The 26,394-nt window shown below is 59.2% G+C and carries 25 protein-coding genes, 4 tRNA genes and 1 other RNA gene; 21 read left to right on the top strand and 9 right to left on the bottom strand.

From position 1 onward, the window contains the following. Positions 1-19 precede the first annotated feature (19 nt). The 16 genes from smpB to QGH30_06395 all read left to right on the top strand — a co-directional run bounded on the left by smpB (position 20) and on the right by QGH30_06395 (position 10,664). The gene (gene smpB, locus QGH30_06470) at positions 20-484 is read left to right on the top strand and encodes an SsrA-binding protein SmpB (protein ID MDP7021977.1); all 465 of its coding nucleotides are present in this window, start codon (positions 20-22) and stop codon (positions 482-484) included. Continuing rightward, positions 481-1,923: an N-acetylmuramoyl-L-alanine amidase gene (locus QGH30_06465; GenBank protein ID MDP7021976.1), complete on the top strand. Its 1,443-nt coding sequence runs from the start codon at positions 481-483 to the stop codon at positions 1,921-1,923. The genes smpB and QGH30_06465 overlap by 4 nt, the downstream gene beginning before the upstream one ends. Beyond that, positions 1,920-2,441 carry a GerMN domain-containing protein gene (locus QGH30_06460; protein MDP7021975.1) on the top strand — a complete coding sequence of 174 codons (522 nt, stop codon included), beginning with the start codon at positions 1,920-1,922 and terminating at the stop codon, positions 2,439-2,441. Before QGH30_06465 ends, QGH30_06460 begins: the two co-directional genes overlap by 4 nt. Then, positions 2,438-3,247, top strand: coding sequence for a glutamate racemase (gene murI, locus QGH30_06455; protein MDP7021974.1), 810 nt, complete (start codon positions 2,438-2,440; stop codon positions 3,245-3,247). Before QGH30_06460 ends, murI begins: the two co-directional genes overlap by 4 nt. After that, a complete protein-coding gene (gene rph / locus QGH30_06450; protein MDP7021973.1) occupies positions 3,244-3,942 on the top strand; it encodes a ribonuclease PH in 699 nt (232 codons plus the stop codon). The genes murI and rph overlap by 4 nt, the downstream gene beginning before the upstream one ends. After that, complete coding sequence (gene rdgB, locus QGH30_06445; GenBank protein ID MDP7021972.1) at positions 3,939-4,538, top strand: RdgB/HAM1 family non-canonical purine NTP pyrophosphatase; 600 nt, start codon at positions 3,939-3,941, stop codon at positions 4,536-4,538. Before rph ends, rdgB begins: the two co-directional genes overlap by 4 nt. Before the next feature lie 33 nt (positions 4,539-4,571). Then, a tRNA-Pro gene (locus QGH30_06440) sits at positions 4,572-4,648 on the top strand. Position 4,649: 1 nt separating this feature from the next. Continuing rightward, a tRNA-Arg gene (locus tag QGH30_06435) sits at positions 4,650-4,723 on the top strand. A 62-nt stretch (positions 4,724-4,785) separates the two neighbouring features. After that, positions 4,786-4,858, top strand: a tRNA-His gene (locus QGH30_06430). A 154-nt stretch (positions 4,859-5,012) separates the two neighbouring features. Then, positions 5,013-5,459 carry a single-stranded DNA-binding protein gene (locus QGH30_06425; GenBank protein MDP7021971.1) on the top strand — a complete coding sequence of 149 codons (447 nt, stop codon included), beginning with the start codon at positions 5,013-5,015 and terminating at the stop codon, positions 5,457-5,459. A 47-nt stretch (positions 5,460-5,506) separates the two neighbouring features. Further along, positions 5,507-5,579 (top strand) — tRNA-Lys (locus QGH30_06420). Positions 5,580-6,035: 456 nt separating this feature from the next. After that, complete coding sequence (locus tag QGH30_06415) at positions 6,036-7,340, top strand: cysteine desulfurase family protein (protein MDP7021970.1); 1,305 nt, start codon at positions 6,036-6,038, stop codon at positions 7,338-7,340. A gap of 40 nt (positions 7,341-7,380) precedes the next feature. Continuing rightward, entirely contained in the window at positions 7,381-8,073 is a 693-nt protein-coding gene (locus QGH30_06410; GenBank protein MDP7021969.1) for an FmdE family protein, read from the top strand. Then, positions 8,070-9,134, top strand: coding sequence for a DUF1786 family protein (locus QGH30_06405; protein MDP7021968.1), 1,065 nt, complete (start codon positions 8,070-8,072; stop codon positions 9,132-9,134). The genes QGH30_06410 and QGH30_06405 overlap by 4 nt, the downstream gene beginning before the upstream one ends. Before the next feature lie 357 nt (positions 9,135-9,491). After that, complete coding sequence (locus tag QGH30_06400; GenBank protein MDP7021967.1) at positions 9,492-9,620, top strand: hypothetical protein; 129 nt, start codon at positions 9,492-9,494, stop codon at positions 9,618-9,620. A 177-nt stretch (positions 9,621-9,797) separates the two neighbouring features. Continuing rightward, complete coding sequence (locus QGH30_06395; GenBank protein ID MDP7021966.1) at positions 9,798-10,664, top strand: hypothetical protein; 867 nt, start codon at positions 9,798-9,800, stop codon at positions 10,662-10,664. A gap of 420 nt (positions 10,665-11,084) precedes the next feature. Here QGH30_06395 and QGH30_06390 read toward each other — a convergent pair whose 3' ends face one another. After that, positions 11,085-12,260 carry a right-handed parallel beta-helix repeat-containing protein gene (locus QGH30_06390; protein MDP7021965.1) on the bottom strand — a complete coding sequence of 392 codons (1,176 nt, stop codon included), beginning with the start codon at positions 12,258-12,260 and terminating at the stop codon, positions 11,085-11,087. Positions 12,261-12,608: 348 nt separating this feature from the next. On the opposite strand from QGH30_06390, the gene ssrA reads away from it, so the two are divergent. After that, positions 12,609-12,964: a transfer-messenger RNA gene (ssrA, locus tag QGH30_06385) on the top strand. Between the two features lie 23 nt (positions 12,965-12,987). Here the strand turns inward: ssrA and preA are convergent. The 8 genes from preA to QGH30_06345 form a co-directional block, all read right to left on the bottom strand. Further along, complete coding sequence (gene preA / locus QGH30_06380) at positions 12,988-14,379, bottom strand: NAD-dependent dihydropyrimidine dehydrogenase subunit PreA (protein MDP7021964.1); 1,392 nt, start codon at positions 14,377-14,379, stop codon at positions 12,988-12,990. Continuing rightward, positions 14,376-15,692, bottom strand: a complete 1,317-nt coding sequence (locus tag QGH30_06375; protein ID MDP7021963.1) for an NAD(P)-dependent oxidoreductase — start codon at positions 15,690-15,692, stop codon at positions 14,376-14,378. The genes preA and QGH30_06375 overlap by 4 nt, the downstream gene beginning before the upstream one ends. Next, positions 15,692-17,137 carry a CoA-acylating methylmalonate-semialdehyde dehydrogenase gene (locus QGH30_06370; protein MDP7021962.1) on the bottom strand — a complete coding sequence of 482 codons (1,446 nt, stop codon included), beginning with the start codon at positions 17,135-17,137 and terminating at the stop codon, positions 15,692-15,694. The genes QGH30_06375 and QGH30_06370 overlap by 1 nt, the downstream gene beginning before the upstream one ends. Continuing rightward, the gene (gene hydA, locus QGH30_06365; GenBank protein ID MDP7021961.1) at positions 17,134-18,531 is read right to left on the bottom strand and encodes a dihydropyrimidinase; all 1,398 of its coding nucleotides are present in this window, start codon (positions 18,529-18,531) and stop codon (positions 17,134-17,136) included. Before hydA ends, QGH30_06370 begins: the two co-directional genes overlap by 4 nt. Positions 18,532-18,545: 14 nt before the next feature. Continuing rightward, positions 18,546-19,889 (bottom strand): aspartate aminotransferase family protein, encoded by a 1,344-nt coding sequence (locus QGH30_06360; GenBank protein MDP7021960.1) that lies wholly within the window; start codon positions 19,887-19,889, stop codon positions 18,546-18,548. After that, positions 19,890-21,347 carry an NCS1 family nucleobase:cation symporter-1 gene (locus QGH30_06355; protein MDP7021959.1) on the bottom strand — a complete coding sequence of 486 codons (1,458 nt, stop codon included), beginning with the start codon at positions 21,345-21,347 and terminating at the stop codon, positions 19,890-19,892. A gap of 11 nt (positions 21,348-21,358) precedes the next feature. Next, positions 21,359-22,228, bottom strand: coding sequence for a nitrilase-related carbon-nitrogen hydrolase (locus QGH30_06350; GenBank protein ID MDP7021958.1), 870 nt, complete (start codon positions 22,226-22,228; stop codon positions 21,359-21,361). 83 nt (positions 22,229-22,311) lie between these two features. Further along, the gene (locus QGH30_06345) at positions 22,312-23,160 is read right to left on the bottom strand and encodes a homocysteine S-methyltransferase family protein (GenBank protein ID MDP7021957.1); all 849 of its coding nucleotides are present in this window, start codon (positions 23,158-23,160) and stop codon (positions 22,312-22,314) included. A gap of 217 nt (positions 23,161-23,377) precedes the next feature. Between QGH30_06345 and QGH30_06340 the strand changes: the two genes are divergently transcribed. From QGH30_06340 to QGH30_06325, 4 genes are read left to right on the top strand one after another with little or no spacing between them, the layout of a single operon-like run. Then, complete coding sequence (locus QGH30_06340) at positions 23,378-23,839, top strand: phospholipase D-like domain-containing protein (protein ID MDP7021956.1); 462 nt, start codon at positions 23,378-23,380, stop codon at positions 23,837-23,839. After that, positions 23,836-24,960: an HlyD family efflux transporter periplasmic adaptor subunit gene (locus QGH30_06335; protein ID MDP7021955.1), complete on the top strand. Its 1,125-nt coding sequence runs from the start codon at positions 23,836-23,838 to the stop codon at positions 24,958-24,960. Before QGH30_06340 ends, QGH30_06335 begins: the two co-directional genes overlap by 4 nt. Continuing rightward, positions 24,960-25,691 carry a polyphosphate polymerase domain-containing protein gene (locus tag QGH30_06330; GenBank protein ID MDP7021954.1) on the top strand — a complete coding sequence of 244 codons (732 nt, stop codon included), beginning with the start codon at positions 24,960-24,962 and terminating at the stop codon, positions 25,689-25,691. The genes QGH30_06335 and QGH30_06330 overlap by 1 nt, the downstream gene beginning before the upstream one ends. Before the next feature lie 12 nt (positions 25,692-25,703). Then, positions 25,704-26,393 (top strand): DUF4956 domain-containing protein, encoded by a 690-nt coding sequence (locus tag QGH30_06325; GenBank protein ID MDP7021953.1) that lies wholly within the window; start codon positions 25,704-25,706, stop codon positions 26,391-26,393. The last annotated feature ends 1 nt before the right edge of the window (position 26,394 follow it).

Genomic DNA, 26,394 nt, shown 5'->3' with positions numbered 1-26,394 from the left:
CCCTTGTCGAAAGTCTGTAATGTCGAAGGAAGTCAAAACAGTTTGCGTGAACCGCAAGGCGCGCTATGACTATCACCTGCTCGAGCGCTGGGAGGCCGGTCTGCAGTTGACTGGCACGGAAGTGAAGAGCCTTCGTGCGGGTCGCGCAAACCTGAAGGATTCCTGGGCGCGCCTTGAGAAGGGGGAGCTCTGGCTCGTCGGCTTACACATCAGCCCCTATGAGCAGGGCAACCGGAGCAATCACGAGCCGGAGCGTCCGCGGAAGCTCCTGCTGAATGCCCGCGAACTGAGAAAGATCCGTCGCCAGTTGATCGAGAAAGGCCTGACCCTGGTTCCCATCAGCGTCTACTTCACAGCCAGGGGCTGGGCCAAGGTGGAAGTGGCCCTGGCCCGGGGAAAACGCCAGTACGACAAGAGGCAGACCGTGGCCAAGCGCGACAGCGACCGTGCGCTGGCCCGGGCCCGCAAGCGGGAGGAGTCTTGAGGAAGACCCTCCTTGCTCTTCTGCTTCTTGCCTCTCTTGCTTCGGCCACGGAGACGGCATTTGTCGATGAACTGCAGCTGGAGTTTCTGCCGGGAGAAGGCCGCAGTGCCCGGGATTTTCCTCTCTATCGTTTCCCGGACGCGCCGCTTCTTTATATCAATCTCTGGGATCTCAGCCAGATTCTGCAGGGAACCACTTACTTCGATCCGGTGACCCGAAAGGCACTCCTTCGTGTCGGCGATCACAGGATCAAGTTCACGGACGCTATGCCCTGGGTTTTCTTTGACGGACGCGCCCGGGAACTGGCGGCACCCTGCCGAATCGCTGAAGGCGAGTTCTACCTTCCCCTGGACTTCTGGCCCGCCTTGATCGCGGACTTCCCGGATCTGTCCCTCTCGCTGGACCCGGATTCTCCCCGGGTGATTGCCGGCCCGGGGCGGCCGAATCTTCATTCTTTGGAATGGGTCAGCTCTTCCCGTCGTCTGCGCATGCTTCTGACCCTCTCTGGAAAACTGGAGCCGTCGAGCCGGGAACGGAAGGACGGGAGTCTGGAGCTTCTGGTTCCCGGCGGTCGCCTTTCGGACTTTGACTGGAGTCGGGTTCCCGAAGACGGAAGCGTGGACTCTCTTGTTGCCTTGCAGGACGAAGACTCCGCAAGGCTGCTTCTCTTTCCATCGAGACCGATCCAGAATCTTCGCGAGCGCATGGACAGCAGCGGGAAGATCTGGGTGCTCTCCATGGACTTTTCAGAGGGGGGCAGCTTGCCCGAACCTGCTCTCGGGGAGGCTCTTTTGCCCGGAGAAAAGCCGAAGCTTCGTCGGGGCGGCTTTCAAGTCATTGTGCTGGATCCGGGACACGGGGGGCGCGACACGGGCGCGATTTCCGGCACTCTCCGCGAAAAGGACTGGTGCCTGCAGATGGCGGGCTACCTGGAGCCCTTTCTTTCGGAAGAAGGTTTTGAGGTGCTCTGGAGCCGGAAGTCGGATCGCGACATTCCTGCCGGTCACCGGGTTCAGGCGGCCAATGTCGCCGGTGGCGAGTTCTTTCTCTCCCTGCACTGGACACGAAGGGGCAGCGAGGGGCCTGTGGGCATGGAGTTCATTCTTCAGGAGAACTCTGGTCGGGAGCTGCCCGGAGAACTTGTTCCCTGGCAGTCCGTGCAGGATCAGCATCATCGGGCAAGCCTGGAACTGGCGCTGGATCTTCAACGCTTTCTCTCTCTGGAAGACATCTCCCGGACTCTCGGAATTCGAAGCGAGAGAACCCTGGCGCTCCGTGGCCTGGATATGCCCGCCCTTCTTCTGGAAGTCGGCAATCTGGATTCTGCGGTCGAGAGGGCGGCCTGGGAGGATCCTCCCACCCGCAAGCAGAGGCTCCGCGCCCTGGCTCGTGCCCTCCGAATTCAGAGCCGGCGTTGGGAGAAGGAGGGTCGCCCATGAAAAGAGTCCTTCTCCTTTTGCTTGTTTTGCTCGCCTGCGCGCCGGATGCTCCCGAAGAGGCGCGGGTGCCCGATGAACAACTCTGGGACCGGAGTTACGGCAGCCAGATTCGAGTTCTCTTTTTCGCTGAAGGAAGCCTGGACCTGCGCTGGCGAGAGGAAGCCCGTTCGCTGGCCCTTCAGGAGGATCCGGCCGATCGCATCGAGGTGACCCTGAAGGAACTCTTGCGGGGTCCTTTGCAGGGAAAGGGGCGGGCCTTCCCGGAGGGTTCCCGGATGCGGCAGCTCTTTCTGGAGGAGGGCGGTCATCTCGTCCTTGATTTCGGGCAGGAAACAGCACAGCTTCTTCGATGGGCGGGCAGTGTGGAAGAAAGAGTGGCCCTGGAAGCCCTGAAGAGAACCCTGAGGGTGAACTTTCCGGAACTGGAGAGTCTCCGGATCCTGATCGCGGGACAGAGGCAGGCCAGCCTGGCGGGGCACCTGCTCATCGATGAAAGAATTGAACTGGGAGCGGAATGAAGCAAGAGCCCATCGGCATCTGGGATTCTGGTCTTGGCGGACTGACGGTGGTCCGGGAGATTCGCCGCCGACTGCCCGGCGAGAAACTGATCTATTTCGGCGACACGGCCCGCGTGCCCTATGGCATCAAGGGGCGCGACACCGTGCGTCGTTTTGCCCGCGAAAACACGGCCTTCCTCGTGGAGCAGGGCGTGAAGGCTCTGGTGGTGGCCTGCAACACGGCCAGCTCCCTGGCCCTGGATCTTCTTCGGGAGGAGTTTTCCCTTCCCATCCTCGGCGTGATCGAACCCGGAGCCCGGGCTGCTGCAGAAGGGACGAAAAACGGAATCGTGGGGGTCATTGGAACGCCCGCTACCGTGGACAGCGCCGCCTACACTGCCGCCCTGAAGGCCCTTCGCGGGGGACTGTCGGTGAGTAGCCGGGCCTGCCCGCTTTTTGTGCCCCTGGTGGAGGAAGGCTGGCTCGACCATCCCGCAACCCGGCTGGTCGCTCGGGAATACCTGTCTCCCCTGATGGAAGCCGGAGTGGACACCCTGGTTCTCGGTTGCACGCACTACCCGCTTCTGCAGCCTCTTCTCCAGGAACTGATGGGCGAGGGGGTTCGATTGGTGGACTCTGCAGAGGAACTGGCCGGCGAGCTGTCAGAATTGTTGGGAAGCGGAGAACTGGAAACATCGGACAGTGAGCAGGGGTCCCTCGAGGTATTTGTCAGCGACCTTCCTCTTCGCTTCCGACAGATCGGAGAGTCCTTTCTGGGAGAATCGATCGAGAACCTGACCCTGCTGGACCGAAAGGAAGAGCGATGAGCCCTCGCAAATCCGGGCGCAGGACGGACAAGCTGCGCGACATTCAATTCGAAACTGGCTACCTGAAGAACCAGCCGGCCTCGGTTATGGTGCATTTCGGGGAGACGAGAGTCCTTTGTGCGGCCTCTATCCGCCATGGCGCTCCCCCCTGGAAGCGCGACGGGGCGGGCTGGATCACGGCGGAGTACTCGATGCTTCCGGCCAGCAGTCCGGAGAGGGTCGGTCGCGAGCGCAGGGGTGCCGGAGGGCGCACCATGGAAATCCAGCGGCTCATCGGCCGCAGCCTGCGTGCGGTCTGCGACCTGTCTCTTCTGCCGGAAGTCACGATCACCGTGGACTGCGATGTCATTGAAGCCGATGGTGGCACGCGCACCGCTTCGATCACGGGAGCAGTGCTGGCCCTTCACGAAGCCCTGAAGAGCCTGAAGCTGAAGAAGTCGCCCCTGCTTCGACTAATGAGCGCCGTGAGTGTCGGCATGGTAGACGGAGAGCCTCTGCTCGACCTGGACTACCCGGAAGACTCGCGGGCCGATGTGGACATGAATGTCATCATGGATGAGGACGGCAATTTCGTGGAAGTGCAGGGCACCGGCGAAGAGAGCACCTTCTCCCGCGATGAACTGGACCGACTGCTGGATCTGGCGACCGCTGGCAATGCAACCCTGATCGAAATGCAGAAGGAGATTCTGGGGTGAAGATCGTCCTTGCCACCGGCAACCCTCACAAGGTCGAGGAAATTACGGCCATTATCAAAACACTGGGGCTTCCCCTGGAAGTGGTTTCCCATTCAGAACCCCTGCCGGAGGTCATTGAAGACGGGGCGACCATTGAAGAGAACGCCGCGAAGAAGGCTCGCGAAATTGCCGCCTTCACCGGTTCTGCCGTTTTGGCCGACGACACGGGTTTGGAGATCGATGCTCTCGGCGGCGCCCCCGGTGTCTTTGCGGCTCGCTGGGCCGGCCCGGGGTGCAGCTACGAGGACAACTGGCGCAAGGCCCTGGCCCTGCTGCAGGAAGTGCCCGATGAGAAGCGCAGTGCTCGTTTCCGGACGGTCATCGCCTTCTGTCCGGCTCCGGGAGAAGATTGTCTTCTCGCAGAAGGCCGCCTGGAGGGTCTCATCGACCGGGAGCCGCGCGGAGAGCAGGGCTTTGGCTACGACCCCGTCTTTCTCTTGCCGGAAGAGGGCCAGACCCTGGCCGAACTCAGTGAGGAAGAGAAAAACCGGCACAGTCATCGCTTTCGGGCCCTCGAAGCCCTGGCTCCCCTGCTCGAATCTCTTCCCTCTCGTTGACAGTTCGCCACTTCGAAACTATTGTGAGTCCTCCGGGGCGTAGCGCAGTCTGGTAGCGTGCCTGCTTTGGGAGCAGGTGGTCGCTGGTTCGAATCCAGTCGCCCCGACCATGCGCCCGTAGCTCAGTTGGATAGAGCAACGGCCTTCTAAGCCGTGGGCCGCAGGTTCAAATCCTGCCGGGCGTACCCGTCTTGACTTCCCCTTCGGGGCTTGATAGTTTGCACTCTTACCGGGCTTTGGCCCTATGGTGGAAGTAGCTCAGTTGGTAGAGCACAGGGTTGTGGTCTCTGTGGTCGCGGGTTCGATCCCCGTCTTCCACCCCTTTTCCGTGGACACATTTTCAGCACTTTGTCTTTTCCGGTGACAGAGGATTTCTTTCTGAAGGAAAAATGCCACGGAATTGTGGGTCTTGCCCCCTGCGAGACCGGCACCGCTTTTGCGGGGTGAGAGCCGCACATTCAAGAGGAGGATTCCATGGCAGGAGTCAACAAGGTCATTCTCGTCGGTCACCTCGGCAAGGATCCCGAACTTCGTTATGCCCAGAGTGGAACCGCCGTTGCAAACGCAACGCTGGCCACCACGGAGCGTCGCAAAAACCGCGATGGCGACTGGGATGATCACACCGAGTGGCACCGTCTCGTTTTCTTTGGCAAGACCGCAGAAACTCTTTCCCGCTACTGCAAGAAGGGAAAGCAGATCTATGTGGAGGGTTCTCTCCAGACTCGCAAGTGGGAGGACAAGGAAGGGCAGACCCGCTACACCACTGAGGTTCGCTGCTTCAGTATGGTGATGCTCGGCAAGGCCGGCGATGCCGGGAGCGCTTCCGGGGGAGACTACTCCCAGGAGAAGAAGGAGCCGGCGGCGGCCACGGTTGAAAGTGGCGGCAGCTATTCCGAGCCCGAGGACGATTTGCCTTTCTAGGCACTATTGACAGCGAGCGCAGGGCTTCCTACCCTGTGCTCCGCTTTGCGCCACTAGCTCAGCTGGCAGAGCATCTGACTCTTAATCAGGCGGTCCGGGGTTCGAATCCCTGGTGGCGTACCGAGATAAATAAGCCCGCTGCAATAACTTAGCAGCGGGCTTTGTTGTTTCCAGAGGTGTGCATCTAGTCGGATGTCCCCGGTTATCAACCACACGCTTTCTCCTTGCTGAAAACTGTCTCATCCAGGGGGCGTGTAACTTCTCTTCTGTAAACTCTGGTGAGGCTGCCTGACCGGGGCAATCTCCGTCGTTGAAACGGCGGGCCTTGTCCGCTCTTCTTGTTGGTGAAACTAACCATCAACGAGAAGGAGCCTACGACATGACCCACCGCAAGGATGATAACGCCATCGACGACGTCCTGGAAGCCCTGATCGCCAACGGCTTGGAGGGAATCAACGAAGCCATGAAGATCGAACGCTCGTGACAGTTTTCCCTGCTCGGAGTTTGAAACTGGATAATCGCTGTGCTAGGATTTCCCCGGATATGCTACGATCCGGAATGTCGGTGGGCGGGACCATGCGCTTGAATTTCCTGCCTCTGGCCCTTCGACCGTCCTTCCACATTTCGTGCCCTGTGCGCACCCGAGGCCTTATGTCCGGCATCTATCTCGACCACAACGCCACCAGCCGTCCGCTGCCTTCGGTCGTCCTTGCCATCACGGCTGCGCTGGAAGGCCCTTGCGGGAATCCGGGAAGTGCCCACGAGGACGGCCACCGTGCGGCTCGCATCGTAGAGGACACCCGCGAAGCGCTCGCCTCACTTCTCGGGAACCCCGCCGGTAGGATCGTCTTCACGTCCGGCGGGACCGAGGCCAACAACCTAGCCCTGAAGGGCATCGCCGATGCGCGCCTCGCCGGCAACCACGCACGCCACGCGGTCACGACCGCCATCGAGCACCCGTCCGTAGGCACCGTCTGTCGCCTTCTCTCAAGAAACGGCTGGGAAATCACCCATGTCCCGCCCGGCCCGGGGGGCATCGTGGAGGCCGACGCCGTCGCTGATGCCATTCGCAGGGACTCTGCCTTCTGTTCGGTCATGCTCGCAAACAACGAGACCGGACACTTCCAGCCGGTGGCGGCGATCTCGGCGCACTGCCGGGAACTTTCGGTTCCCTTCCATGTCGATGCGGTGCAGGCCGTTGGTCGGGCTCCGCTGGAGATTGATGCACTTGCTGCGGATCTGCTCACTCTCTCCTTCCACAAGAGCCACGGACCACCTGGCATCGGGTGCCTGTTCGTACGCGACGGCGTGCGCATCATGGCGAGGGTCCACGGCGGCGAACAGGAAGGCGGACTCCGCGCCGGAACGCCGGACATTCCCGCATTGGCCGGACTTCACGCATGGATCCGGGAAGTGCGCAAGCCTGCGTGGTCAGCGGGACTGGCGAAGTGCACCACGCTTCGCGACCGCCTGGAGGAAGGGATTGTCGCAGCGCTCCCCGGCTCATCGGTGAACGGCGATCGTGCAGGCAGGCTCCCGAATACCACGCATCTCTATCTCGGCGATGTGCCCGGACGTGCGCTCGTCAATGCCCTCGCGCTGGAAGGGATCGCGGCCAGCAGGGGTTCCGCCTGCGCCGCCGGAGACCCCCGCCCCTCGCATGTCCTCCGCGCCATGGGCATGGACGCCTCACGCGTGGACGGATCCATCCGCTTCAGCCTGGGCATCCACACGACCGAGGAAGACATCGACGAAGTCCTGCGGCGTATTCCGGGAGCCGTGGAAAGCGCGCGTGCTTACGCAGACATCGCACAAGGACAGGCTGCACCGCCGGGCGACGGCTCGGATGAGTGTTGCGGACAACCACTGTTCCCCGCATGAATCGTCAGGAATTTCATCTATTCAAAAGGAGATTCTCCACATGACCGCACCCGACACTGACGCAAAGCGAGTAGTCGAACTCATCGAACGAGGACGACGCGGCGAATCCCCCCCCGGTTCCGCAACTGAAGCCCAGCCTGGCGAGTACACACTCAACGACCTCATCCGCCTTGCGATTGAGTTCCACGGGTTTCCGGTCCCCGGCACCTTGATCGCCGTTTTCATGGCCGACTGGGCGCTGGAACTCATGCCGGAGACCAAGCGTATGGGAACGGTCATCGAAAACTGGCTCTGTCTCCCGAGCGGAATCCACACTGTGCTACGGTATCGTCTCGGGAAGACACAGTTCCGTGTCCAGGACCTGCACAAGATCGCCTGCACCTTTTATGACAAGGATACCGGACTCGGCTATCGCATTCACCTCGACTCCCGCCGCACGCCGGAGTTCCCGACCATCGACCACTGGTTCCGCCGCCTGCTCGACCACTCTTTGCCGAAGGGCGAGCGCTGGGCGCCCGTCTCACTCCAGGTGCTGGAAGCACGCCGAAAGGTCCTGACCGCCACACCGATCCGAATGACCACCCGTGAACTCGGCATCGAAACGCCGGTCATCGCCTGCGATCAGTGCGAAGAGCTCTTCCTCTCCACGGGGGACACGACCTGTCGCTCCTGCGAAGTCGGTCACTACTACGAACTCCGGGACCTCGACGAAACCGGGCGGTCCTCCTCATGAACCGCATCCTCGCCATCGACATCGGGCACGGCACCAAGGATGTCCTTCTCTACGACTCCACCCGAACCCTTGAGAACTGCGTCAAGGCGGTCGTCAGGGCTCCGGCCAAGCGCTATGCGGAACGGGTGCTCTCCAGGCCAGGCGACCTGGATGTCGTGGGCGACACCGTCGGCGGGGGCCCCCTTGCTTACGCGCTCCGCGAACTCGTGAAGCAGGGGCACCGTGTCCGAACCACTTCCCGCACCTGCTTCCTCGTTCGGAACTGTGTCGAGGATGTTCGAAAGGACGGCATCGAAGTCGCGGACGACCTCCCTGAAGGCTCCGGTAACGGCACGCGCATTCATCTCGATGAAATGGAGATTCCCGCGCTTCGGGACTTCCTCCACGCGCACGACGAAGACCTCGAGAACCTCGATGCCGTTGCGTTCGCCGTGCAGGACCACGGCGCGTACAAGGAGGGGGAGTTGAATCGCGTGTCCCGATTCCGAACCTTCGCGGAGCGGCTCTCTGAAAACCCTCATCCCTCCGCTCTGGCGTTCACACGCGACGACCTGCCCAGTGGTTTCTATCGCATGCAGTCGGGACTCGATCGCCTGGCAAAGGACCTCCCCGGTGTCCCGGCTCTTGCGGCGGACACTCCCATGTCCGCACTCATGGGCTGCCGCGCCGAACTCCCGAGCGACGGGGTGGATCTGTTGGTGAATGTCGGTAACTGCCACCTGATGGCGGGGGTCTTTCGAGGCGACCGTGTCCTTTCCGCCATGGAGCATCACACGCGTATGTTCCGCAAGCGCGCCTCCGAACTCGGCGACGCACTCCGCCGATTCGCAGACGGTGACTTCTCGGACGAGCAGGTTCGCGAAGACGGAGGCGAAGGTGCCGTGCACTTCGACCCGCCCGGCTTCCACGCTGTGGAACGAATTCTCGTTACCGGACCGAACCGGGGCCTCCTTCTCGAGACCGATCTGGACACTCTCTTCCCCGCTCCCGGCGGCGACATGATGATGACCGGGCCTCTCGGACTGCTGCGCTTTGCGGAGAGACTCCTCGGAACTTCCTGATGGAGTCCTGCTCCTCCCGGTCGCCTTGGCAGTTCGTGCACAGCCTTCGCAAGCCGCTGGTCGATGATCGCAGCGACTTGATACTCACCCCGCTGGATTGACTGGCCCAGCCGGTGACCCCGCCCTGAATCCACAAGCATCACTGCTGTAGCGTGTTGGCGCCCAATGCGAAATCGCGGCGTTCGCCATGCGTCACCCTGGCCACGCAAGGGTGCTCACGACAGTTTCCCGACCCGCGCATTGAAACGGCCTGATCGCTGTGCTACATTCTCCCCGGATTTGCTATGATCCGGAATGTGGGAGCGGGACTATGCGTTTGAAATCCCTATCCCTGACAGATTTGTCTTCACCGGAAATATGGGCGACAAGCGCTTGCAGATCGGCAATGCGGTTCCGCCACTATTAGGCAGGGCTCTCGGTGTCCAACTGCTTCGCGCACTTATGAGCATTGATGGCTCGAAGGGCAACCGTTCGGCCAGATCTTGACAAGTGATGAGATACCGCATCCAACTCGGCAGTACATAAGGAGAAGGCATGGTCTACCGGAAAAACCCTGACTTGTTGCCCGACTCCTCCTTTCATCCTGGAGAACTCAAGTACATTGCTCAAGGGAATGAAGGACGCATGCTCGACAACAGAAGAACGCCCATACGCGTTCTCGAAGTGAAGGATAGGTCCGGCATGTTCGTGGTCGAGATCCTCGACTTTGAGGATAAGGGGGCTCACTGGGAGTTGCCTCTTGAATTCGTGGGCCGTTGTCAATTTTCCGAGGGAAGCGTCGAGGCCTCAAAGGACGATCTTGCACTCTATGCAGAGACCATTTTGCGACTGGATCAACCGCTCGAAATTCAAGCGGATCCCAAGCATCAGGCGAGTTCAGAAGTCAACATCACCTCGCTGCGGAAAGGTGTTGGGGAATGGCTGGAGGCCGAGTCGAAGTTTCTGGCGTCGGGAGCTTCGTTGGACTTCTCGAGTCGAACCGGTAGCCTGACTCTGTGTGGCGATCTCAAGCGCTTCATGATGTCGAAAGACCTCTGGGATCTTGAGGAAGCCTTTGCCATACAATTCGTAAGCAATCCCTACTCCGGAGAACTCGTCAAGGGACACCGCATCGTGCTCGCAGAGTTGGGTCTGGTTTCATTTGAAGGCAAGCAGGTTCGGGATCCGGGTCTCTTCGACGGATTGTGGAGCAAAGAACGCCGCGAGGATCACATACTCTACAGGCTGGCCTTCGTGCGCGAGTTGTACGAGCGCCTGGGACATACGGTCGTAGCCTTGTATCGAGGCTATTCTTGTCCGGGACAGCCGAAAGTTCGGAGAAATGACAGCTTCATTTCAACGACCTGCAGCCTTGAGGTCGCAATGGACCACTTCAACAACCGAGACCAGTCGAGCACGGGTGTTCTTCTTCGGCAGTTGGTACCCATCGAACGAATCTTCATGTCATTTCTGGAGACAGTGCAAATGAACCAGCAATACAAGGAGGCGGAAGCCGTCTTGTTTTGCGAAAACTCGAACATGGTCTTCTGATTCTACTCACCGTCCCGAGTCGGTCTCATCCCTGCTTCGCATCTTCCTGCGGGCCGTTCTGACGGCGCTGCGGTTGGCCAGCTACGGGGTAATTTGTACCCATGACTCGCGTGGCGTGCAATGTCCCTATTCGCACATGCTTTTCAACTCACCGAAATCTAGCACTGCCGCTCCCGGCGAACCCGGAGAAAGCCCGGAGCACTCCCCTGCGGCACATCAAATAAAAAACCCCTCCCGGTTTCCCGGGAGAGGCTTGACCGACGGTTCGGATAGCGCCTGGTCAAAAGGGCGCGCTGTCCCCGGAGGGACATCGGTCATTCCCGGCCAGTCGCCAGGGAAAAAGTGGCAGGAGCAATGATAGAAGAGCAGTGGAAGAGTGGAGCGTCTTCTGTTTCACTGCCCCTGCCGTAAGCATCATCATCATGGGGACCACCCCATGGCTTTCAGTTCACTCCAGGAAGTCTCCTGGGCACTGAAGTTCAGGCAGCCCACCGGCCATGCGCCGATCTGATCCTCACAGGAATTGCAGTCGGGTGCGCAGGGCGAGTTGCTGGCTACGGTGAAGGAGTCCCGGTCATGTTCGTCGCAGAAGAGTGGGTCTTCGGAGAAGTTACCGTAAGTTCCGAGCTGCGGTGCAATGGCGTCGATCCAGTCGCCTCCCAGGTTTCCGAAGATGTCGCACTGTTCGAGCATGGGAAGCTGGTCGCCGTAGACATCCACGGCACTTCCTGAATTGAAGGCGATCAGGGTTTTGCGGATTAGCGGCTCGGAATAATAGCTGTAGATTCCTCCGGAGTTTCCACCCGTCACATTGCCGACGATGGTGCACTGGAGAAGCTCCGGTGCAGAGCTGCCCGAGAAAGCAAGCCCGCCGCCTCCTTCTCCGGCTTCATTGTCCACAAAGGTGCAGTCCAGGATCAGCGGGCTGGAGAAGACCGTCCTCAGGCCGCCTCCGTAGTAGCCAGCCGCATTGCCGAGAAAGTAACAGCCCCTCAGGGTCGGGGAAGAGCGCTCGTGGCAGTAGATCGCCCCTCCGTAGTAGACGGCGTCGTTGTTTTCAAAGCGGCAATAGAGGATCCGGGGCGAACTCAATCCGTCACAACTGATCGCGCCGCCGCTGCCCGCATGGTTGTCGCGGAAGAAACAGTTCACGATGGAAGGGGAGGAAGCGTTGCGACAGAGAATGGCGGCACCCGCATGCTCGGGCCAGGAGCCTGCCATGTGGCCCCCGAGAATGGTGATTCCCTCCAGGACGGTCGCCGGGCCTTCTCCGGATACCGCAAGGAAGGCGCGATGGGGGGAGCCGGGGCTTCCCTGGCAGTCAATGACGCTACTGTTGGGATTGGCATCGATGGAGCGAATGGCGATGGCCTTGCCCTGAAGATCGATATCGACATTGCCGGGGCCGAAGAAGATGCCCGCGGCCAGCTCGATGATATCTCCGTCCACAGAAGCATCGACGGCAGACTGGATGTCCGGGAAGTCAGAGTCTGAGCCGGCGGGTTCCGAGCCTGGGGGCGATACACGATACAGCACGGCATCGGCCGGGAGGGCCAATGACAGGACGATCATGAGACCGCAAAGGATGTCAGGCAAGGATGTCTTCATCACTGTTCCGCTTTATGCCACCAGAGGGCCTATGCCCCTCAAGTAGCGGGTATCGCAAAAGTTGCAAAATCAAGAGAGTGGGGCATATTACTATTCCCCATCCTCGTTGCTCAAGCGGTTCGGACAAACCAGAATATGTACAGGAGTTAAAATGCTCCACTTCCGCGTTCAGTATAGCACATTCGCAAGGTAAAAGCCCATGTAAAATGACATAAGCTCTTGCCATCCATCTCCTTCTGTGGGTATTCATACCTGATTGTCTGAAATAGTCCGCTTTTCCGGAAGCGGTGCATTTGACATAATTGCTGAATTCCACTAGATTTACGGGAGAATCCCGGGGGCGACCTGGTTTCGACGGGGATTCACGAGGCGAGAGCCGCAAGTCGGGGAATCCGATTCAGCCCCGTTATCAAGTATCGGACACAATTTTAACTGCGAACGATAACTTCGCTCTGGCGGCTTAAATAGCCCCATGCCCGCCCGCTTTGCGTCTCAGGGAGCGGGGTCGGGTATCAAACACTGAGACTGGTTCTGTTGCGGGCCTGACGCATCAGCACGAGAATTTCCAGGCTGGTTTTCCGAAGGTGCGTTTGGCCCCCTCGCGGAAAATGAGACTCAATGCCGGACTACACTTGTAGACGCTTTCGTTGAGGTTTTTTCGGACGCGGGTTCGATTCCCGCCGCCTCCACCTGCCGGGCTCATGCCCGGCTTTTTTTATCGGTGGTCTTCCGGGGGTCGAATGGGCTCAATCTCGCCCCGTGACAGTTTCTCGTGGTATTCAACAACCGTCATGGAGGGAAGTCCGGAGTCCTTCTCGACCATTTCAATGCACCCCGGAACGGGACAGGCCAGAGAGCAGAGGTTGCAACCGACGCAGGTCTCCCGGTCTACTTCAAAGACATTCACATAGCCTTCGCCCGCGCCGGGCATGAAGCGTCGTCCGCCACTGTGTTCGAAAGCGGAATGTGAACCTGCAGGAGAGGCGAGGAAATCCTCCTCTTTGACCTTCTCGACCCTGATCGACTGGTGGCTTCCGTCTTCGCAGGCGATGTAGCAGATGCCGCAATGGATGCAGTCTTCCTGTTTGATTTCTGCGACAACCCGGTAGCCGAGATCCAGTTCGTTCCATCCTCCGACCAGGGAAACCGAACGACCGATGAAGTCTGTCGTCTTCTCAAAACCGTGTTCGCTCATCCAGTCTTCCATGCCTGAGATCATGTGTTCGACCAGACGGAAGCCGTAGTGCATCGCCGCCGTGCAGATTTGAACGCTGCTGGCGCCCAGGAGCATGAACTCCACGGCATCCTGCCAGGCCTGGATTCCTCCGATGCCCGAAAGAGGAATATCCACTTCGGGGTCCGAAGCCAGGGACTGCACCATGTTCAAGGCAATCGGCTTGACTGCCGGGCCGCAGTATCCGCCGTGGGAACCTCGTCCTGCGACATGGGGCATGGGACGGAATGTCTCCAGATCCACGCCCATGATGGAGTTGATCGTATTGATGAGCGAGATGCCGTCGGCTCCGCCCTGTTTGGCCGCCCGGCCGGTCGCACGGATGTCGGTGATGTTCGGGGTGAGCTTGACCAGAACGGGAGTCTGCGCGACTTCCTTTACCCAGGCCGTGATCATCTCCGTGTACTCGGGAACCTGCCCCACGGCCGATCCCATCCCGCGCTCACTCATGCCGTGGGGACACCCGAAGTTCAACTCCAGTCCATCGCAACCCGTGTCCTCAGTCTGCCGGACGATGTCATGCCAGCGCTCCCTTTCACTTTCCACCATCAGGCTCACCACGACGGCGTGCCCGGGAAAGTCCCGCTTGATCTCCCGGATCTCGCGAAGGTTGTCCTCCAGGCTGCGGTCGCTGATGAGCTCGATATTGTTGAAGCCCATGATCTTTCGACCATCGTAATCCAGGGCTCCGTATCGGCTGGAGACATTGACAATCGGCTCATGGGCGAGAGTCTTCCAGACGACCCCTCCCCAGCCGGCCTCAAAGGCGCGGCGAACCTGATAGCCGGAGTTTGTCGGCGGCGCACTGGCCAGCCAGAAGGGATTGGGGGAGAGGATGCCGCAGGTGTTCGTAGACAGGTCCGGCTTTTTCATTCGCTTCCTCCCAGGCTCCTGTGGATGGCGACCGCAGCGCGCTTTCCTTCCTCCACGGCGTCTACCATTTCCGCGCCCCCGTTTCTGCAGTCGCCACCGGCATAGACTCCGGCCAGCTTCGTGCTGCCGTCTTCAGCGTCGGCAAGGAGGGATTGTCCCTTCAGTTCAAGTCCTTCGACATTTTCATAGAAGTCCCGGTGCGCGACTTGCCCCGTGGCGAGGAGTGCCATGTCACATTCAAGGGTGAACTCGTCGAGGACTTCCAGTTCCGCTCTGCGGCCTTCACCCTTCATACTGAGATTCTCAAGCCGCACAGAGTGAAGTTTACCGTCCTCGTGGAGAAACTCCCGGGGAGATGCCAGGAAACGGAAGTCCACGCCTTCGGACAATGCGTGTTTGAACTCATGACGATAGGCGGGCATGGAAGCTGAATCACGGCGGTAGACCAGGGTCACCGACTCTGCTCCCAGCTTGACGGCATTGATGGCGGCATCGATGGCCGTGTTGCCACCGCCGAAGACCAGCACCTTCGATCCAAGCGGTGGATGGCTCCAGCCGTTTCTGTGGAGTTCTTCAATCCACTCAAGAGCGTCAAAGACCCCCGCGGCATCTTCTCCCGTCACTCCGGGACGCCGACAGTGAGCGAGTCCCGTGGCAAGGAAGACCGCGTCAAAGTCCTCTCTCAGTTGCTGGAAGCGGTCCGCATCAATGGTCTCTTCGCAACGGATTTCTACCCCAATTCCTTCCATGCGCTCGACTTCTCTCAGGATGTCCTGCTCCTGAATCTTGTAGAAAGCAATCCCCCGGCTTCCAAGGCCGCCGGCCTCCGGCTCTTTTTCATAAACCGTGACACTGTGTCCCTGAAGGCGAAGGTGCCAGGCGCAGGAGAGTCCGGCCGGGCCGGAGCCGACAACGGCGACTTTCTTTCCCGTGTCTTCGGAAGCTTCGTACTGAGGATCTCCGCAGTCGGTGGCAAAACGCTGGAGCCGCCCGATGGGCACCGGCGCGCCCTTGAGAAGCCGATCCACACAGGCTCCCTCGCAGAGCACCTCCGTGGGGCAGACCCTCGCACAAGTTCCCCCCAGTGCATTGGCATCGAGAATCGTGCGGCTGGCTCCCGTGTAATTGCCGTGGAGGATCTGCCGGATGAACCTCGGCACATCAATGTGTGTCGGGCAGGCACGGGTGCAGGGAGCGTCATGGCAAAAGAGGCACCGGGATGCCTGAGATGCGGCTTCCCGGGGACCGAAGGGGGGAGACAGCTCGGCGAACTTGTCCTGCAGTTCGGCTTCTGAAAGTCGGGTGCTTTCCATCAACTCATCCAATTCACACTGTGCTCGTTTGACCACTTGCTAGTGACCTTTTTCGAGCGGGTCCAGAAGTCCATGGCATCAAAGCCGGTGATTTCTCCTTCGCCGATACGGCTGTCGTTCCATCCGCCAAAGGCGAAGGGTTCGCGGGGAACCGGAACCCCGATGTTCACTCCGATCATGCCGGCGCTGGCCTTGTCCGCAAAATGCTGCGCCACCTTGCCGGAGGAGGTGTAGATCGCGGCCGCGTTGCCATAGGGATTTGCGTTCTCAATGGCGATGGCTTCGTCGAGAGTCTTGCAGCGGAGAATCGTCAGCACCGGGCCGAAGATCTCCTGGCAGGCGGCCTCATGGTCCGGGCTGGCCTGGTCGATGATGCAGGGGCCGATGAAGAAGCCGTCGGCATTGCTTGCAATCTGTTCGCGTCCATCGAGAAGCAGCTTGGCTCCTCCGGCCTCTGCACGGTCGATGTAGCCGGAAACCCGTTCCCTGGCTGCCTCGCTGATCATCGGGCCCATGTTGTCGCCCGCGATGACCGCCCGGGTCTTTTCGTGAATTTTCTCGATGATGTGATCCACATCGCCCACGGCCAGCAGGACACTCGCTGCCATGCAACGCTGTCCCGCACAACCGGTAGCCGAGGCCACGACATTGGTGGCCGTCATTTCCGGATCCGCGTCGGGGACGACGACCAGATGGTTTTTCGCACCACCCATGGATCTCACGCGTTTTCCTGTCGCCGCACAACGCTCGTAGACCGCGCGCGCTACGGGAGTGGAACCGACAAAACCCACAGCGGCGATGTCGGGATGATCACAAATGGCTTCCACGATTTCACGGTCACCGTGCATGACAGAAAAGACTCCATCGGGAAGTCCGGCCTCGGAAAAGAGACGAGCCAGTTCCATGGCGCTAAGCGGTGTTTGCTCGGAGGGCTTCAGGATGAAGGCATTCCCGGAGGCGAGAGCCAGGGGAGCCATCCAGAGGGGAACCATGAGGGGAAAGTTGAAGGGCGTAATGCCTGCGACCACTCCGAGCGGGTAGCGCGTGGAACGACATTCCACTCCGCGGCTTACTTCCAGAATTTCCCCCGTAGCGATCTGGGGGAGACTGCTGGCAAACTCCAGACATTCAACCGCCCGGAGGATGCTACCCCGGGACTCCTCGATCGTCTTGCCGTTCTCCACGGTGATCAACTCTGCAAGACTCTCTACTTCCGCCTCCATGAGGGTCTTCATGCGGAAGAGAACCTGCACGCGATCCTTCAAGGGGATCAGGGACCATTCTTCCTGAGCGGTTTTGGCAATCTGAACTGCCTCGTTCAGCTCTGCGGCCCGGGACAGGGGCACTTCTGCGATGACCTTGCCATCGCCCGGGTTCGTGACCGGGAGCCTTCTTTCGGAAGGGCTCTCCACTTTTTGTCCACCAATGAAGTTGCTCAGAATCATCGCAGTCCTTTCACGAATCCGGCCTTGTCGCGGGGCAGCCATTGCCCGCGACCCATTTCGCCGCATACCTTGTACTTGTCCACAATCACTTCTCCGCGCGAAAGAGTGGTTCTCGCAAAGCCCGCAAGATGCCATCCTTCGAAAGGAGACCAGTCCGTATTGGTTTCCATCTCATCGGGAATGACCTCGTGGGTCTTCTCGGGATGGATGATGACGATGTCCGCATCGCTACCTACCTCAATGCTTCCCTTCTTCGGGTAGAGGCCCATGATTTTCGCCGGGTTCGTGGACAGTTTCGCAGTCATCGTTTCGATGTCCATGCGTCCCTTCTGGACGCCCAGAGTGTAGAGAATCGGGAGCATGGTTTCCAGTCCCGGCATTCCCATGGGGATCTTTGTGAAGTCCCCTTCCCACATCGCCTTCTGCTCGCGGGTAAAGCTGCAGGTGTCCGTAGCTACGACCGCCAACTCGCCATCGGCCAAGCCCTGCCAAAGTCTGTCATCATTGCCCTTTGACTTTATCTGCGGGCAGGTGCCGAAGAGGTGGCCGTCTTCCCGACTGAAGACCTCGTCATCAAGAGCCAGATACTGGGGGCAGGTCTCGGCCAAGACCGGAACGCCCTTTTCCTGAGCCTGTCGAACGACCTCCGCGCTTTCGCCGGCCGACATGTGCACAATGTACAAGGAGCCTCCGGTGACCTCGCTCCACTTGACCGCTCTCTGCACGGCTTCTGATTCCGTGAAGTCCGGGCGCGTCATCGTGTGAAGCCTCGCCCCGTACTGCTTCATCGCTTCCGGCGTGTGGTAGCGTCCGATTAGTTCGTCGAGAACCTTCGCACTTTCTGCATGAACCATGAGCATTCCACCCATGTCCTTCAAACGCTCCAGAGTCCGGAAGAGCGTGCCGTCATGAGCCTGCCATCCCTGGGCCTCATAGATCATGAACTCCTTGAAGCTCGGGACACCGCGCTCGAACATCGTCTCCATCTGGGTGACATGAGTTTCATTGGTCATGACCATGTGAAATCCGTAGTCGATCAGGCTCTTGCCCCGTGCTTTCGCATGCCAGGAATCGAGGGCTTCCGAAAGAGTTTGATCGCCGAAGGGAATGGCAAAGTCAATCAAGGAGGTCACGCCTCCGCGCGCTGCGGCCCGGCTGCCCGTGATCCAGTCATCGGAAGAGACCGTTCCACAGAAAGGCAATTCCAGATGGGTGTGAACATCAATGGCTCCGGGCAGGACGAGGTGTCCCTCTGCATCGATGATCTCCGAAGCCATGTCGGCCAGGCCGGGACCGATGGCCACGATCTTCTCGCCTTCAATGGCAAGATCGCCCTCGATGATGCCCTCGGGAGTGACAATCCTCCCGCCCGTGATGACCTTGTCGAAACCCATGCTATCTCCTTCCATCAGGCTTTGGCCGCGTATTCGATTGCAATGTCGAGAACCTCGAGCGCGAAGTCCACATCGTCTGCGCTGATGCACATGGGCGGCTTGATCCGGAGCACATTGCCGAAGAGACCGCCCTTGCCGACGAGGAGCCCTCTTTCACGCGACTGCTCCAGCACTTCTGCGCAGGCGGCAGTGGCCGGCTGATCCTCTTTGTCTCTCAGTTCCACGCCGATCATCAGTCCCATGCCTCGAACATCATAGATCAGTGAGTGCTTGTCCTTCAGTTTCAAAAGCCCCTCATGGAAGCGGGCACCGAGGACTTTCGAGTTTTCCTGCAGCCCCTCCTCCTCGATGACATCCAGAACCGCCAAGCCGGCCGCCATGGAGATCGGGTTGCCTCCATAGGTGTTGAAGTGAATGCGTTGCGTGAGGACTTCCGCGATCTCCCGGCGTGTGGCCACGGCAGCCAGGGGGGCGCCGTTGCCGATTCCCTTGGCCATGGTCACGATGTCGGGCTGCACATCGAAGTTTTCGAATCCCCAGAAATGATCGCCGGTGCGTCCGAAACCGGTCTGCACTTCGTCGGCAATGCAGAGGCCGCCGTGCTCGCGGACGATCCCGTAAGCTTCGCCCAGGTAGTTCCGGCTTCCATAAGTGGCGCCGCCCACTCCCTGAATCGGTTCGGCGATAAAGGCCGCCACCTTTCCCGGCGTGCTGAAGCGGATGATGTCCCGGATTTCCTCGGCCGAAGAGCTTGCGATTTCCTCGGGGCTTCCCTGATAGCGGCTACGCGAAGGATCGGGGCAGGGAACATGGTGGATGCCCTGCGAGTGGGGGACCGGGTACTTCCAGGTGTGATGACTGGTCAGGCCCATGGCCGTCGGGCTCGCGCCATGGTAGGCATTGCGGACGGCAAGGACATCGTGGTGTCCGGTGTAGAGCCTCGACATCATCAGTGCCAGGTCATTGGCCTCGCTTCCGCTGTTCACAAAATACAAGACATCCAGATCGCCGGGGAGTTTCGAAGCCAGGCGCTTTGCATACTCGCCGATCAGGGGATTCAGGTAGATCGTCGTCGTGTGCTGGATGCGCTGTAGTTGCTCGCTCATGGCGTCCGTGACCCTTGGATGGCAGTGCCCGCAGGAGACGGTCACGATGCCGGCAAAGAGATCCAGATAGCGTCGCCCCTTCTCATCGAAGAGATACTGCATATGCCCTTCCACGATCATGAGCGGCTCCTTGTAGAGCGTGAAAATCGCGGGGTTCAGGTGTTCCCGTCTTGTATTGAGAACCTCTCCGTAATCGGGACCATCGTAGGGCCGGGCTTGATGCTTGCAATCGGGCAGTGTCGGCTGAGACATTTACTTCCTCAAATCCGCCGCTATGGCAGAGCGGCTCAGTGTGAAATAGAGCAGGCCCGCAATCAAAAGGCCCACAAACCAGGCATAGGTGTAGATGCTGTCAAAGATGGCAGGAACGCGGGAAACAAGGCCGGCCGTATGCAGAAAGCCGGGCACATTGGGCAGAACGCCGAGGATCAGGGCTACAAGAGCGATCGGGTTCCATCCGCGCCGATAGGAATAGCGTCCTTCAATGAGAAAGAGATCCTCCACATGCAGTTCGGTTTTGCGGATCAGGAAGTAGTCCACAATCAGGATCCCTGCGATGGGGCCAAGCAGGGCTGAGTAGCCGATCAGCCAGGTGAAGATGTAGCCGCCCGTACTCTCGAGGAGTTTCCAGGGAAAGATCGCAATACCGAGTCCCGCCGTGATGAAGCCGCCCATGCGGAAACTGATCCGGTCAGGATTGATATTGCTGAAGCCATTGGCGGGAGCCACCACATTGGCCGCCAGATTTGTCGTGAGCGTGGCGACGGCAAGAACAAAGAGGGCGAGGGCGACGGTAAATCCCGTACCCATTTTCCCCATGAGCTGAACCGGATCCCAGATAGCCTCTCCGTAGATGACGACGGTGGCCGAGGTCACCGCCACTCCGATAAAGGCAAAGAGGGCCATGGTCGGAGGCAGTCCGAGTGCCTGCCCGAGAAGCTGGTCGCGCTGGCTCTTGCAGTAGCGGGTGAAGTCGGGGATGTTCAGGGCAAGAGTCGCCCAGAAGCCCACCATGGCCGTGAGGCTTGGGAAAAAGACCTTCCAGAACTCACCCTCTCTTGCGCCTCCTGCCACGAACTTCGAAGGAGCCGAGAGCATCTCTCCGAACCCGCCTGCCTTGCTATAGGCCCAGAAGAGCAGTGCAAGGCCCATGGCAATCAGGAAGGGGGCTGCCAGGGTCTCCAGCCAGCGGATGGATTCGGTTCCCTTGGCGATAAAGAAAACATGCATGCACCAGAAGCCGAGAAAGCAGAGCAACTGGACGGCGTTGATTCCGAGAACCGGCAGGGGTTCGCCCGTAAAGGCCTGTCCGCTGAGAACATTGAGCAGGGTGTAAATCGCCGCGCCGCCAATCCAGGTCTGGATGCCAAACCAGCCGCAGGCCACCAGTCCCCGAAGGATGGCGGGCACATTGGCTCCGAGGCTTCCAAAGGAAGAGCGCAGGAGAACCGGGAAGGGCACTCCGTGCTTTGTGCCCGCATGGCCGATGAGCATCATGGGAAGAAGCACGATCAGGTTGCCGAGGAAGACCGTGAGGATGGCCTGCCACCAGTTCATTCCTTCGCTGACCAGGCCGGCCGAGAGCATGTAGGTCGGAACGCAGACGACCATACCGACCCAGAGGGCGGCGATGTTCCCCATGCCCCAGGTTCTGTTCTCCGGGGGAACGGGAGCCAGGTCTTTATTGTAAAGACGCGCGTCGTAGTTCATGAGCCTCCCGCTCAGGGTGCGACCGTTTTCGTATAGGATTCGGGACGGCGGTCCCGGTAGAACTGCCAGACATTTCTCACTTCCCGGATGAGTTCCATGTCGAGATCGGCCACCACGACGGCATCTTCAAGGCGCGGTCCCTCCTCAATGATCTGCCCCCTCGGATTGGCGAAATAGCTAGTGCCGTAGAACTCTCCGAAGTTCCAGGGAGCCTCGGTACCGGGGCGGTTGATGGCTCCGACATAGTAGATATTGGCAACGGCAGCGGCCGGTTGCTCCAGTTTCCAGAGGTATTCGCTGAGGCCCTGAACCGTGGCAGAGGGATTGAAGACGATCTCTGCGCCTCCCAGTCCCAACTCTCGCCAGCCTTCGGGGAAATGGCGGTCGTAGCAGATGTAGACTCCCACCTTGCCGACAGCCGTATCAAAGACCGGGTAGCCCAGGTTTCCCGGGCGGAAGTAGAACTTTTCCCAGAAGCCGGGATTGCAGTGGGGGATGTGGTGCTTGCGGTACTTGCCCAGATAAGTGCCATCGGCATCGATGACGGCGGCCGTGTTGTAGTAAACCCCGGTTTCTGCTTCTTCGTACATGGGAACGACGATCACCATATCATGCTGCTTCGCCTTTTCCTGCATGATCCGGATGGTCGGGCCATCGGGAATCCGCTCGGTCATCTCGTACCACTTGATGTCCTGCTCGGCGGCGAAATAGGGGCCGTCGAAGAGTTCCTGCAGGCAGAGAATCTGGACACCCTTTTCTGCGGCCTCATCAATCAGCCCCAGGTGTTTCTCGAGCATGGCGCTTTTGATTTCCTGCACGCTCTTGCTGGCATCTGCACAGAGTGTGGCCTGGATCAGCCCTGCCCTGACGATTCTGGACATATCATCCTCCCAATCGAAGCTAAAGAGATGAAAAGCCTAGAGTTCCGTGCTTACTTGGTCAAGGGGATTCCCCTAAAATCAGCCTAGGGATGCTTCCACTGCCGATGCAGCTCGGCGATATGCCCGGCCTCCACCCCGCAACATCCTCCGAGCAGGGAGGCTCCCGCATCTTGTGCCCGAAGCAGATCACAGGCGAAGTCCTCCGGCGAAAGCCGGTAGACAGGTTTGCCATTTTCCATCAGGGGCAAACCTGCCGAGGGTTTTGCGATCAGGGGAAGGGAACTGAAGCGACTCACGCGCGAAATCAGGTCCGGCATGCCATGAGACGAGGGAGAACAGTTGGCTCCCATGGCGACCGCTCCTGTGTCTTCCATACGCTGGACGAGTTCCGCGAGCAGGGAATCATCGGGAATCCCCGAGGGAAAACACATCGAGACGCAGACTTCCAGGCCACTTCTCTCTGCACCCCGGACTGCGGCGGCCGCTTCCTCCGGATTCTGCATGGTTTCGATGAAGAAGAAATCCACGCCTCCTTTCGCCAGGAACTCCGCCTGTCTTGCAAAAGCCGCTTCCAGGACTTGAAGGGAGAGATCCTCCCGACCCGAAGGCCCCATGCTGCCGGCGACCAGAACTCCGGATCCGGCGACTTCTCTTGCGATTCTTGCCGATGAAAGGAGGATTTCTTCCTGATTCGAGCCGAGTGAGTGCTTTTCTAGGCGAAATTCGTTGCCACCGAAGCTGTTTGTCAAAAAAACATCGGATCCGGAATCCCGGAATCCGGTGTGGACTTCCTTCAGGAGTTCCGGTGATTCCAGGCAGGCGAGTTCCGGGGGTCGGGACTGCGGAAAGCCCCTTGCGGAGAGGGCGGCAGCCATCCCGCCATCGAGCAGCAGAGGGCCTTCGGAGAGCTTTTTCAAGAGTCTGGAAAACATGGGCAAAGGCTATCAATTTCCCGGGGGATTGTCCCGCAGAAATGCCGGAAGCCTTTATTTTTGAAAGAGATTGCTTTACAATTAAGGCATGACACCCACGCTGTACAGCATCCCTTTCCGGGAAAGAGGGGTCGGATTCTGCCTCTTGGCATGGATCTTCCTTTTTTCTCTGTTCTTTGATGGGAAGGGCCTGCGGGCAGCGGAAAGAAGGAGCGACGTGAACCCAACCGAGTCGCTTGGTTCTTCGGTGTTTCAGCTCTCTCTGGACAGAAACCCAAGGCAGACGACCCTGTCCGCCCTGGCTTCTGCCGGCGAGAGCGTGAACGCCGTTGTGTACAAGTTCAAGGATCCCCGGATCCTCTCCGCCTTGCAAGAGGCCGCGAAGAGGGGGGTCGCCTTGCGTATTCTTCTGGATGCCAAGGAGGCCGCTGAGAACGCAGGCATCACTCGCGCCCTTCAGGAGTGCGGCGCGGAACTGCGTCTTTGGCCCCGCTCCCGGGGTAAACTCCATGCGAAGTTCCTCATCATCGACTCCCGGCAGGTGCTTTCCGGCAGTTACAACTGGACCCTGTCCGGCGCCGGGAAGAATGTAGAACTCTTGAACATCTTTGAGAGCTCCGCAGATGTTCAGCGGCATGAAGAGCTCTTTGCTCAACTATGGAAGATGGCCTCACCATGACGCGAGTTCCCGAATCCTGGCGTCGTGGCCGTTTCTGGTCTGTCTTTCTCGGATCCCTGGCAGTCCTGTTTCTGGTTCTCGGCCTTGTCAAGGTGGACCGCAGGGTCAGCGGATCTTGCCAGCTACTTCCCCGCAGCCAGTGGACCCTGAGTGAACTGGGCCCGGGTAGCTATGAATCCCGCGCCGTGGATCACCAGAGTGGCGAGACACTTCACTATCGCGTCTATCGCTTTGATCGCCCGGCCATACTGGATCTGGAGCTATCCGATATTCCCGACAACCCGGGTCACCGAAGGGTGAATGAGGGAGACCTGATTGCACGGGTGCAATCCTCCTCTCTGGAACTGGAGATGGCAGAAAGGGCCCGCGCACTTGGCGATGCAAAGAGCTTGTTGGCAACTCTCAAGGCCGGGGAAAAACCGGAAGAGCTGGATAGAGCAAGCCTGGCGCAGAAACAGGCTCAAGCCAGTTACGATGCTTTCCTGCCCCAGCTTCTCCGGCAAAGGGAGATGCACCGGGAGGGAATCGTTAGCGATGAAATCCTGGAGGACTTCGAGGTTCGTGGAAAACTCCTGAGTCTGGACCTGGATCTGGCAAGAGCAGAACTCAGGGTTCTCTCTACCGGATCAAGGCCCGAGGAGATTGCCGCAGCCGAACAGACACTCCAGGGCCTGCAGGCGGAGATGTCCGCCATGGAAGAGGTTCTGCTCGCGCAGGAAATCCTCTCTCCTCTGGGCGGCCTTCTTCACTCCGGGCATGGGGAAGGGCAGTTGCTTCAGGTAAGCCGTCAGGATTCTTTGGTTCTTACCGTCCTGATTCCCCAGGAAAGAGCAGACTTTCTGAAGCATGGACAGCAGATTAGTTTTCATGTCCCCGGCATGAAGGGAACCCGCTTGCAGTGCCGTCTGCATCGAAGCGACTCCCGCACGATCGTAACCAGAAGCGGGAACTACATTGCCGTTTTTGCCAGCCTGGAAAACCCGGGGGAAGAACTCCTGCCCGGGATGCGCGGCTTGGCTTCCGTCTACGGTGAGCGGGCAAGTCTTCTCCGAATCCTCTACGAGAACTTCCTCCGTGGCCTGAAGCGTGAATTCTGGCACCTGATGGGCGAGGGTACATAGTGGCCAGTGCTTTTCGCAGATATGAACTGAAGTACCGTCTTCCGATTGCCTGGATGGAGGAAATCCGGGACATCGTTTTCCCTTTTGTCATTCACGACGAACATTGCAGGGACCTTCCCCGACAACGGTACACGGTAAGAAGCATCTACTTTGATACCGAGGATCTGGACTTCTTTTACGAGAAGCTCGACAGCGTCAATGTCCGCAAGAAGCTTCGCGTGAGAACCTACGACAGCGTCTGCAATGAGTCCGTGGCCTTTCTCGAGATCAAGCGCAAGATTGGTCGCCGTTCCGTGAAAGAACGGGTGCAGCTCACCGTGGGGGGAGTGGAAGAAGCTCTCAATGGCAGCTATCCTTCTCCGGATTTTGAGGACTGGGTCTTTTCGGATCGAAAGGTTCTTGAAAAGTTTCGATTCAACATGCGGGTGATGCACCTCGCCCCGGTAGTTCTCGTGAGCTATGAGAGGGAAGCCATGATTGGCAGGGACAACCCCCGCGACAGGGTCACCTTTGACCAGAACATCCGCAGCCTCTCGAATCCGGAAATGGATGACATTGGAGAGGATGACCCGCTTCGTCAGTTCGAGGACGAGTTCTTTGTCCTGGAACTGAAGTTCGACGACAATATGCCCTCCTGGATGTGCCGCCTTACCCGTCTTATGAACCTGATGCCTCGCTCCTACTCGAAGTATTGCGAAGGCATCAATGCCTGGGCACAGATTCCGCAGTAAGAAAGGTTCCTCATGGATGAACTGTTGCAGACACTGGCGATGAGACCCGAACCCTGGACGGGGGGAGAGGTTTTTCTCAACACGACTCTGGCCTTTCTCATGGGGCTTTTCGTCTCCTGGGTCTATCGTGCAACACAACGGCAACTGACGGTTTCCTTTTCCTTCCTGAACACCATCGTCCTTCTCTCCATGCTGATGAGCCTGGTCATGATGGTCATCGGCAGCAACATCGCCCGGGCCTTCGGTCTGGCCGGAGCCATGTCGATCATCCGTTTCCGCACGGTCGTCAAGGACACCCGCGACACGGCCTATGTCTTCTACGCACTGGCAGTGGGCATGGCTTGCGGTACGGGCAACCTGATGATTGCCGCCTTCGGAGGACTGCTCGTCGGATTGTTTGTCGGGATTCTCCACTGGACACGCCACGGCTCAAGCGGACACTCGGAGTTTCTTCTCACCTTCCAGCAACTGCCTTCAGACCATGAAGAGCAGCGCCGAATCTACCTGCCCGTCTTTGAGCAGTACTTTCGAAGTTATGACCTGGTGAATGTCAAAAGCCGTAAAATGGGAGATGTCATCAAGCTCAGCTTCATGGTGACGCTCAAGAACCCATCGGATGTCGACCAGATCGTTGGCGATCTTTCGGGACTGGAAGGTCTGATGAAGGTGAACCTGCACTGGGGCGAAAAGGCCGAGAACTGAG

The sequence above is a fragment of the Candidatus Krumholzibacteriia bacterium genome (genome assembly GCA_030748535.1).
Lineage (GTDB): Bacteria > Krumholzibacteriota > Krumholzibacteriia > JACNKJ01 > JACNKJ01 > JASMLU01.
The sequence above is the reverse complement of the archived record's forward strand: the minus strand, read 5'-3'. Positions and strand labels throughout refer to the sequence as shown.

Excerpts from the sequence above, each read along its gene's own strand:
- smpB (MDP7021977.1), top strand. The coding sequence starts at position 20 with ATGTCGAAGGAAGTCAAAACAGTTTGCGTGAACCGCAAGGCGCGCTAT.
- QGH30_06460 (MDP7021975.1), top strand. The coding sequence starts at position 1,920 with ATGAAAAGAGTCCTTCTCCTTTTGCTTGTTTTGCTCGCCTGCGCGCCG.
- murI (MDP7021974.1), top strand. The coding sequence starts at position 2,438 with ATGAAGCAAGAGCCCATCGGCATCTGGGATTCTGGTCTTGGCGGACTG.
- rph (MDP7021973.1), top strand. The coding sequence starts at position 3,244 with ATGAGCCCTCGCAAATCCGGGCGCAGGACGGACAAGCTGCGCGACATT.
- QGH30_06425 (MDP7021971.1), top strand. The coding sequence starts at position 5,013 with ATGGCAGGAGTCAACAAGGTCATTCTCGTCGGTCACCTCGGCAAGGAT.
- QGH30_06415 (MDP7021970.1), top strand. The coding sequence starts at position 6,036 with ATGCGCTTGAATTTCCTGCCTCTGGCCCTTCGACCGTCCTTCCACATT.
- QGH30_06410 (MDP7021969.1), top strand. The coding sequence starts at position 7,381 with ATGACCGCACCCGACACTGACGCAAAGCGAGTAGTCGAACTCATCGAA.
- QGH30_06405 (MDP7021968.1), top strand. The coding sequence starts at position 8,070 with ATGAACCGCATCCTCGCCATCGACATCGGGCACGGCACCAAGGATGTC.
- QGH30_06400 (MDP7021967.1), top strand. The coding sequence starts at position 9,492 with ATGGGCGACAAGCGCTTGCAGATCGGCAATGCGGTTCCGCCACTATTA.
- preA (MDP7021964.1), bottom strand. The coding sequence starts at position 14,379 with ATGAAAAAGCCGGACCTGTCTACGAACACCTGCGGCATCCTCTCCCCC.
- QGH30_06375 (MDP7021963.1), bottom strand. The coding sequence starts at position 15,692 with ATGGAAAGCACCCGACTTTCAGAAGCCGAACTGCAGGACAAGTTCGCC.
- QGH30_06370 (MDP7021962.1), bottom strand. The coding sequence starts at position 17,137 with ATGATTCTGAGCAACTTCATTGGTGGACAAAAAGTGGAGAGCCCTTCC.
- hydA (MDP7021961.1), bottom strand. The coding sequence starts at position 18,531 with ATGGGTTTCGACAAGGTCATCACGGGCGGGAGGATTGTCACTCCCGAG.
- QGH30_06360 (MDP7021960.1), bottom strand. The coding sequence starts at position 19,889 with ATGTCTCAGCCGACACTGCCCGATTGCAAGCATCAAGCCCGGCCCTAC.
- QGH30_06355 (MDP7021959.1), bottom strand. The coding sequence starts at position 21,347 with ATGAACTACGACGCGCGTCTTTACAATAAAGACCTGGCTCCCGTTCCC.
- QGH30_06350 (MDP7021958.1), bottom strand. The coding sequence starts at position 22,228 with ATGTCCAGAATCGTCAGGGCAGGGCTGATCCAGGCCACACTCTGTGCA.
- QGH30_06345 (MDP7021957.1), bottom strand. The coding sequence starts at position 23,160 with ATGTTTTCCAGACTCTTGAAAAAGCTCTCCGAAGGCCCTCTGCTGCTC.
- QGH30_06335 (MDP7021955.1), top strand. The coding sequence starts at position 23,836 with ATGACGCGAGTTCCCGAATCCTGGCGTCGTGGCCGTTTCTGGTCTGTC.
- QGH30_06325 (MDP7021953.1), top strand. The coding sequence starts at position 25,704 with ATGGATGAACTGTTGCAGACACTGGCGATGAGACCCGAACCCTGGACG.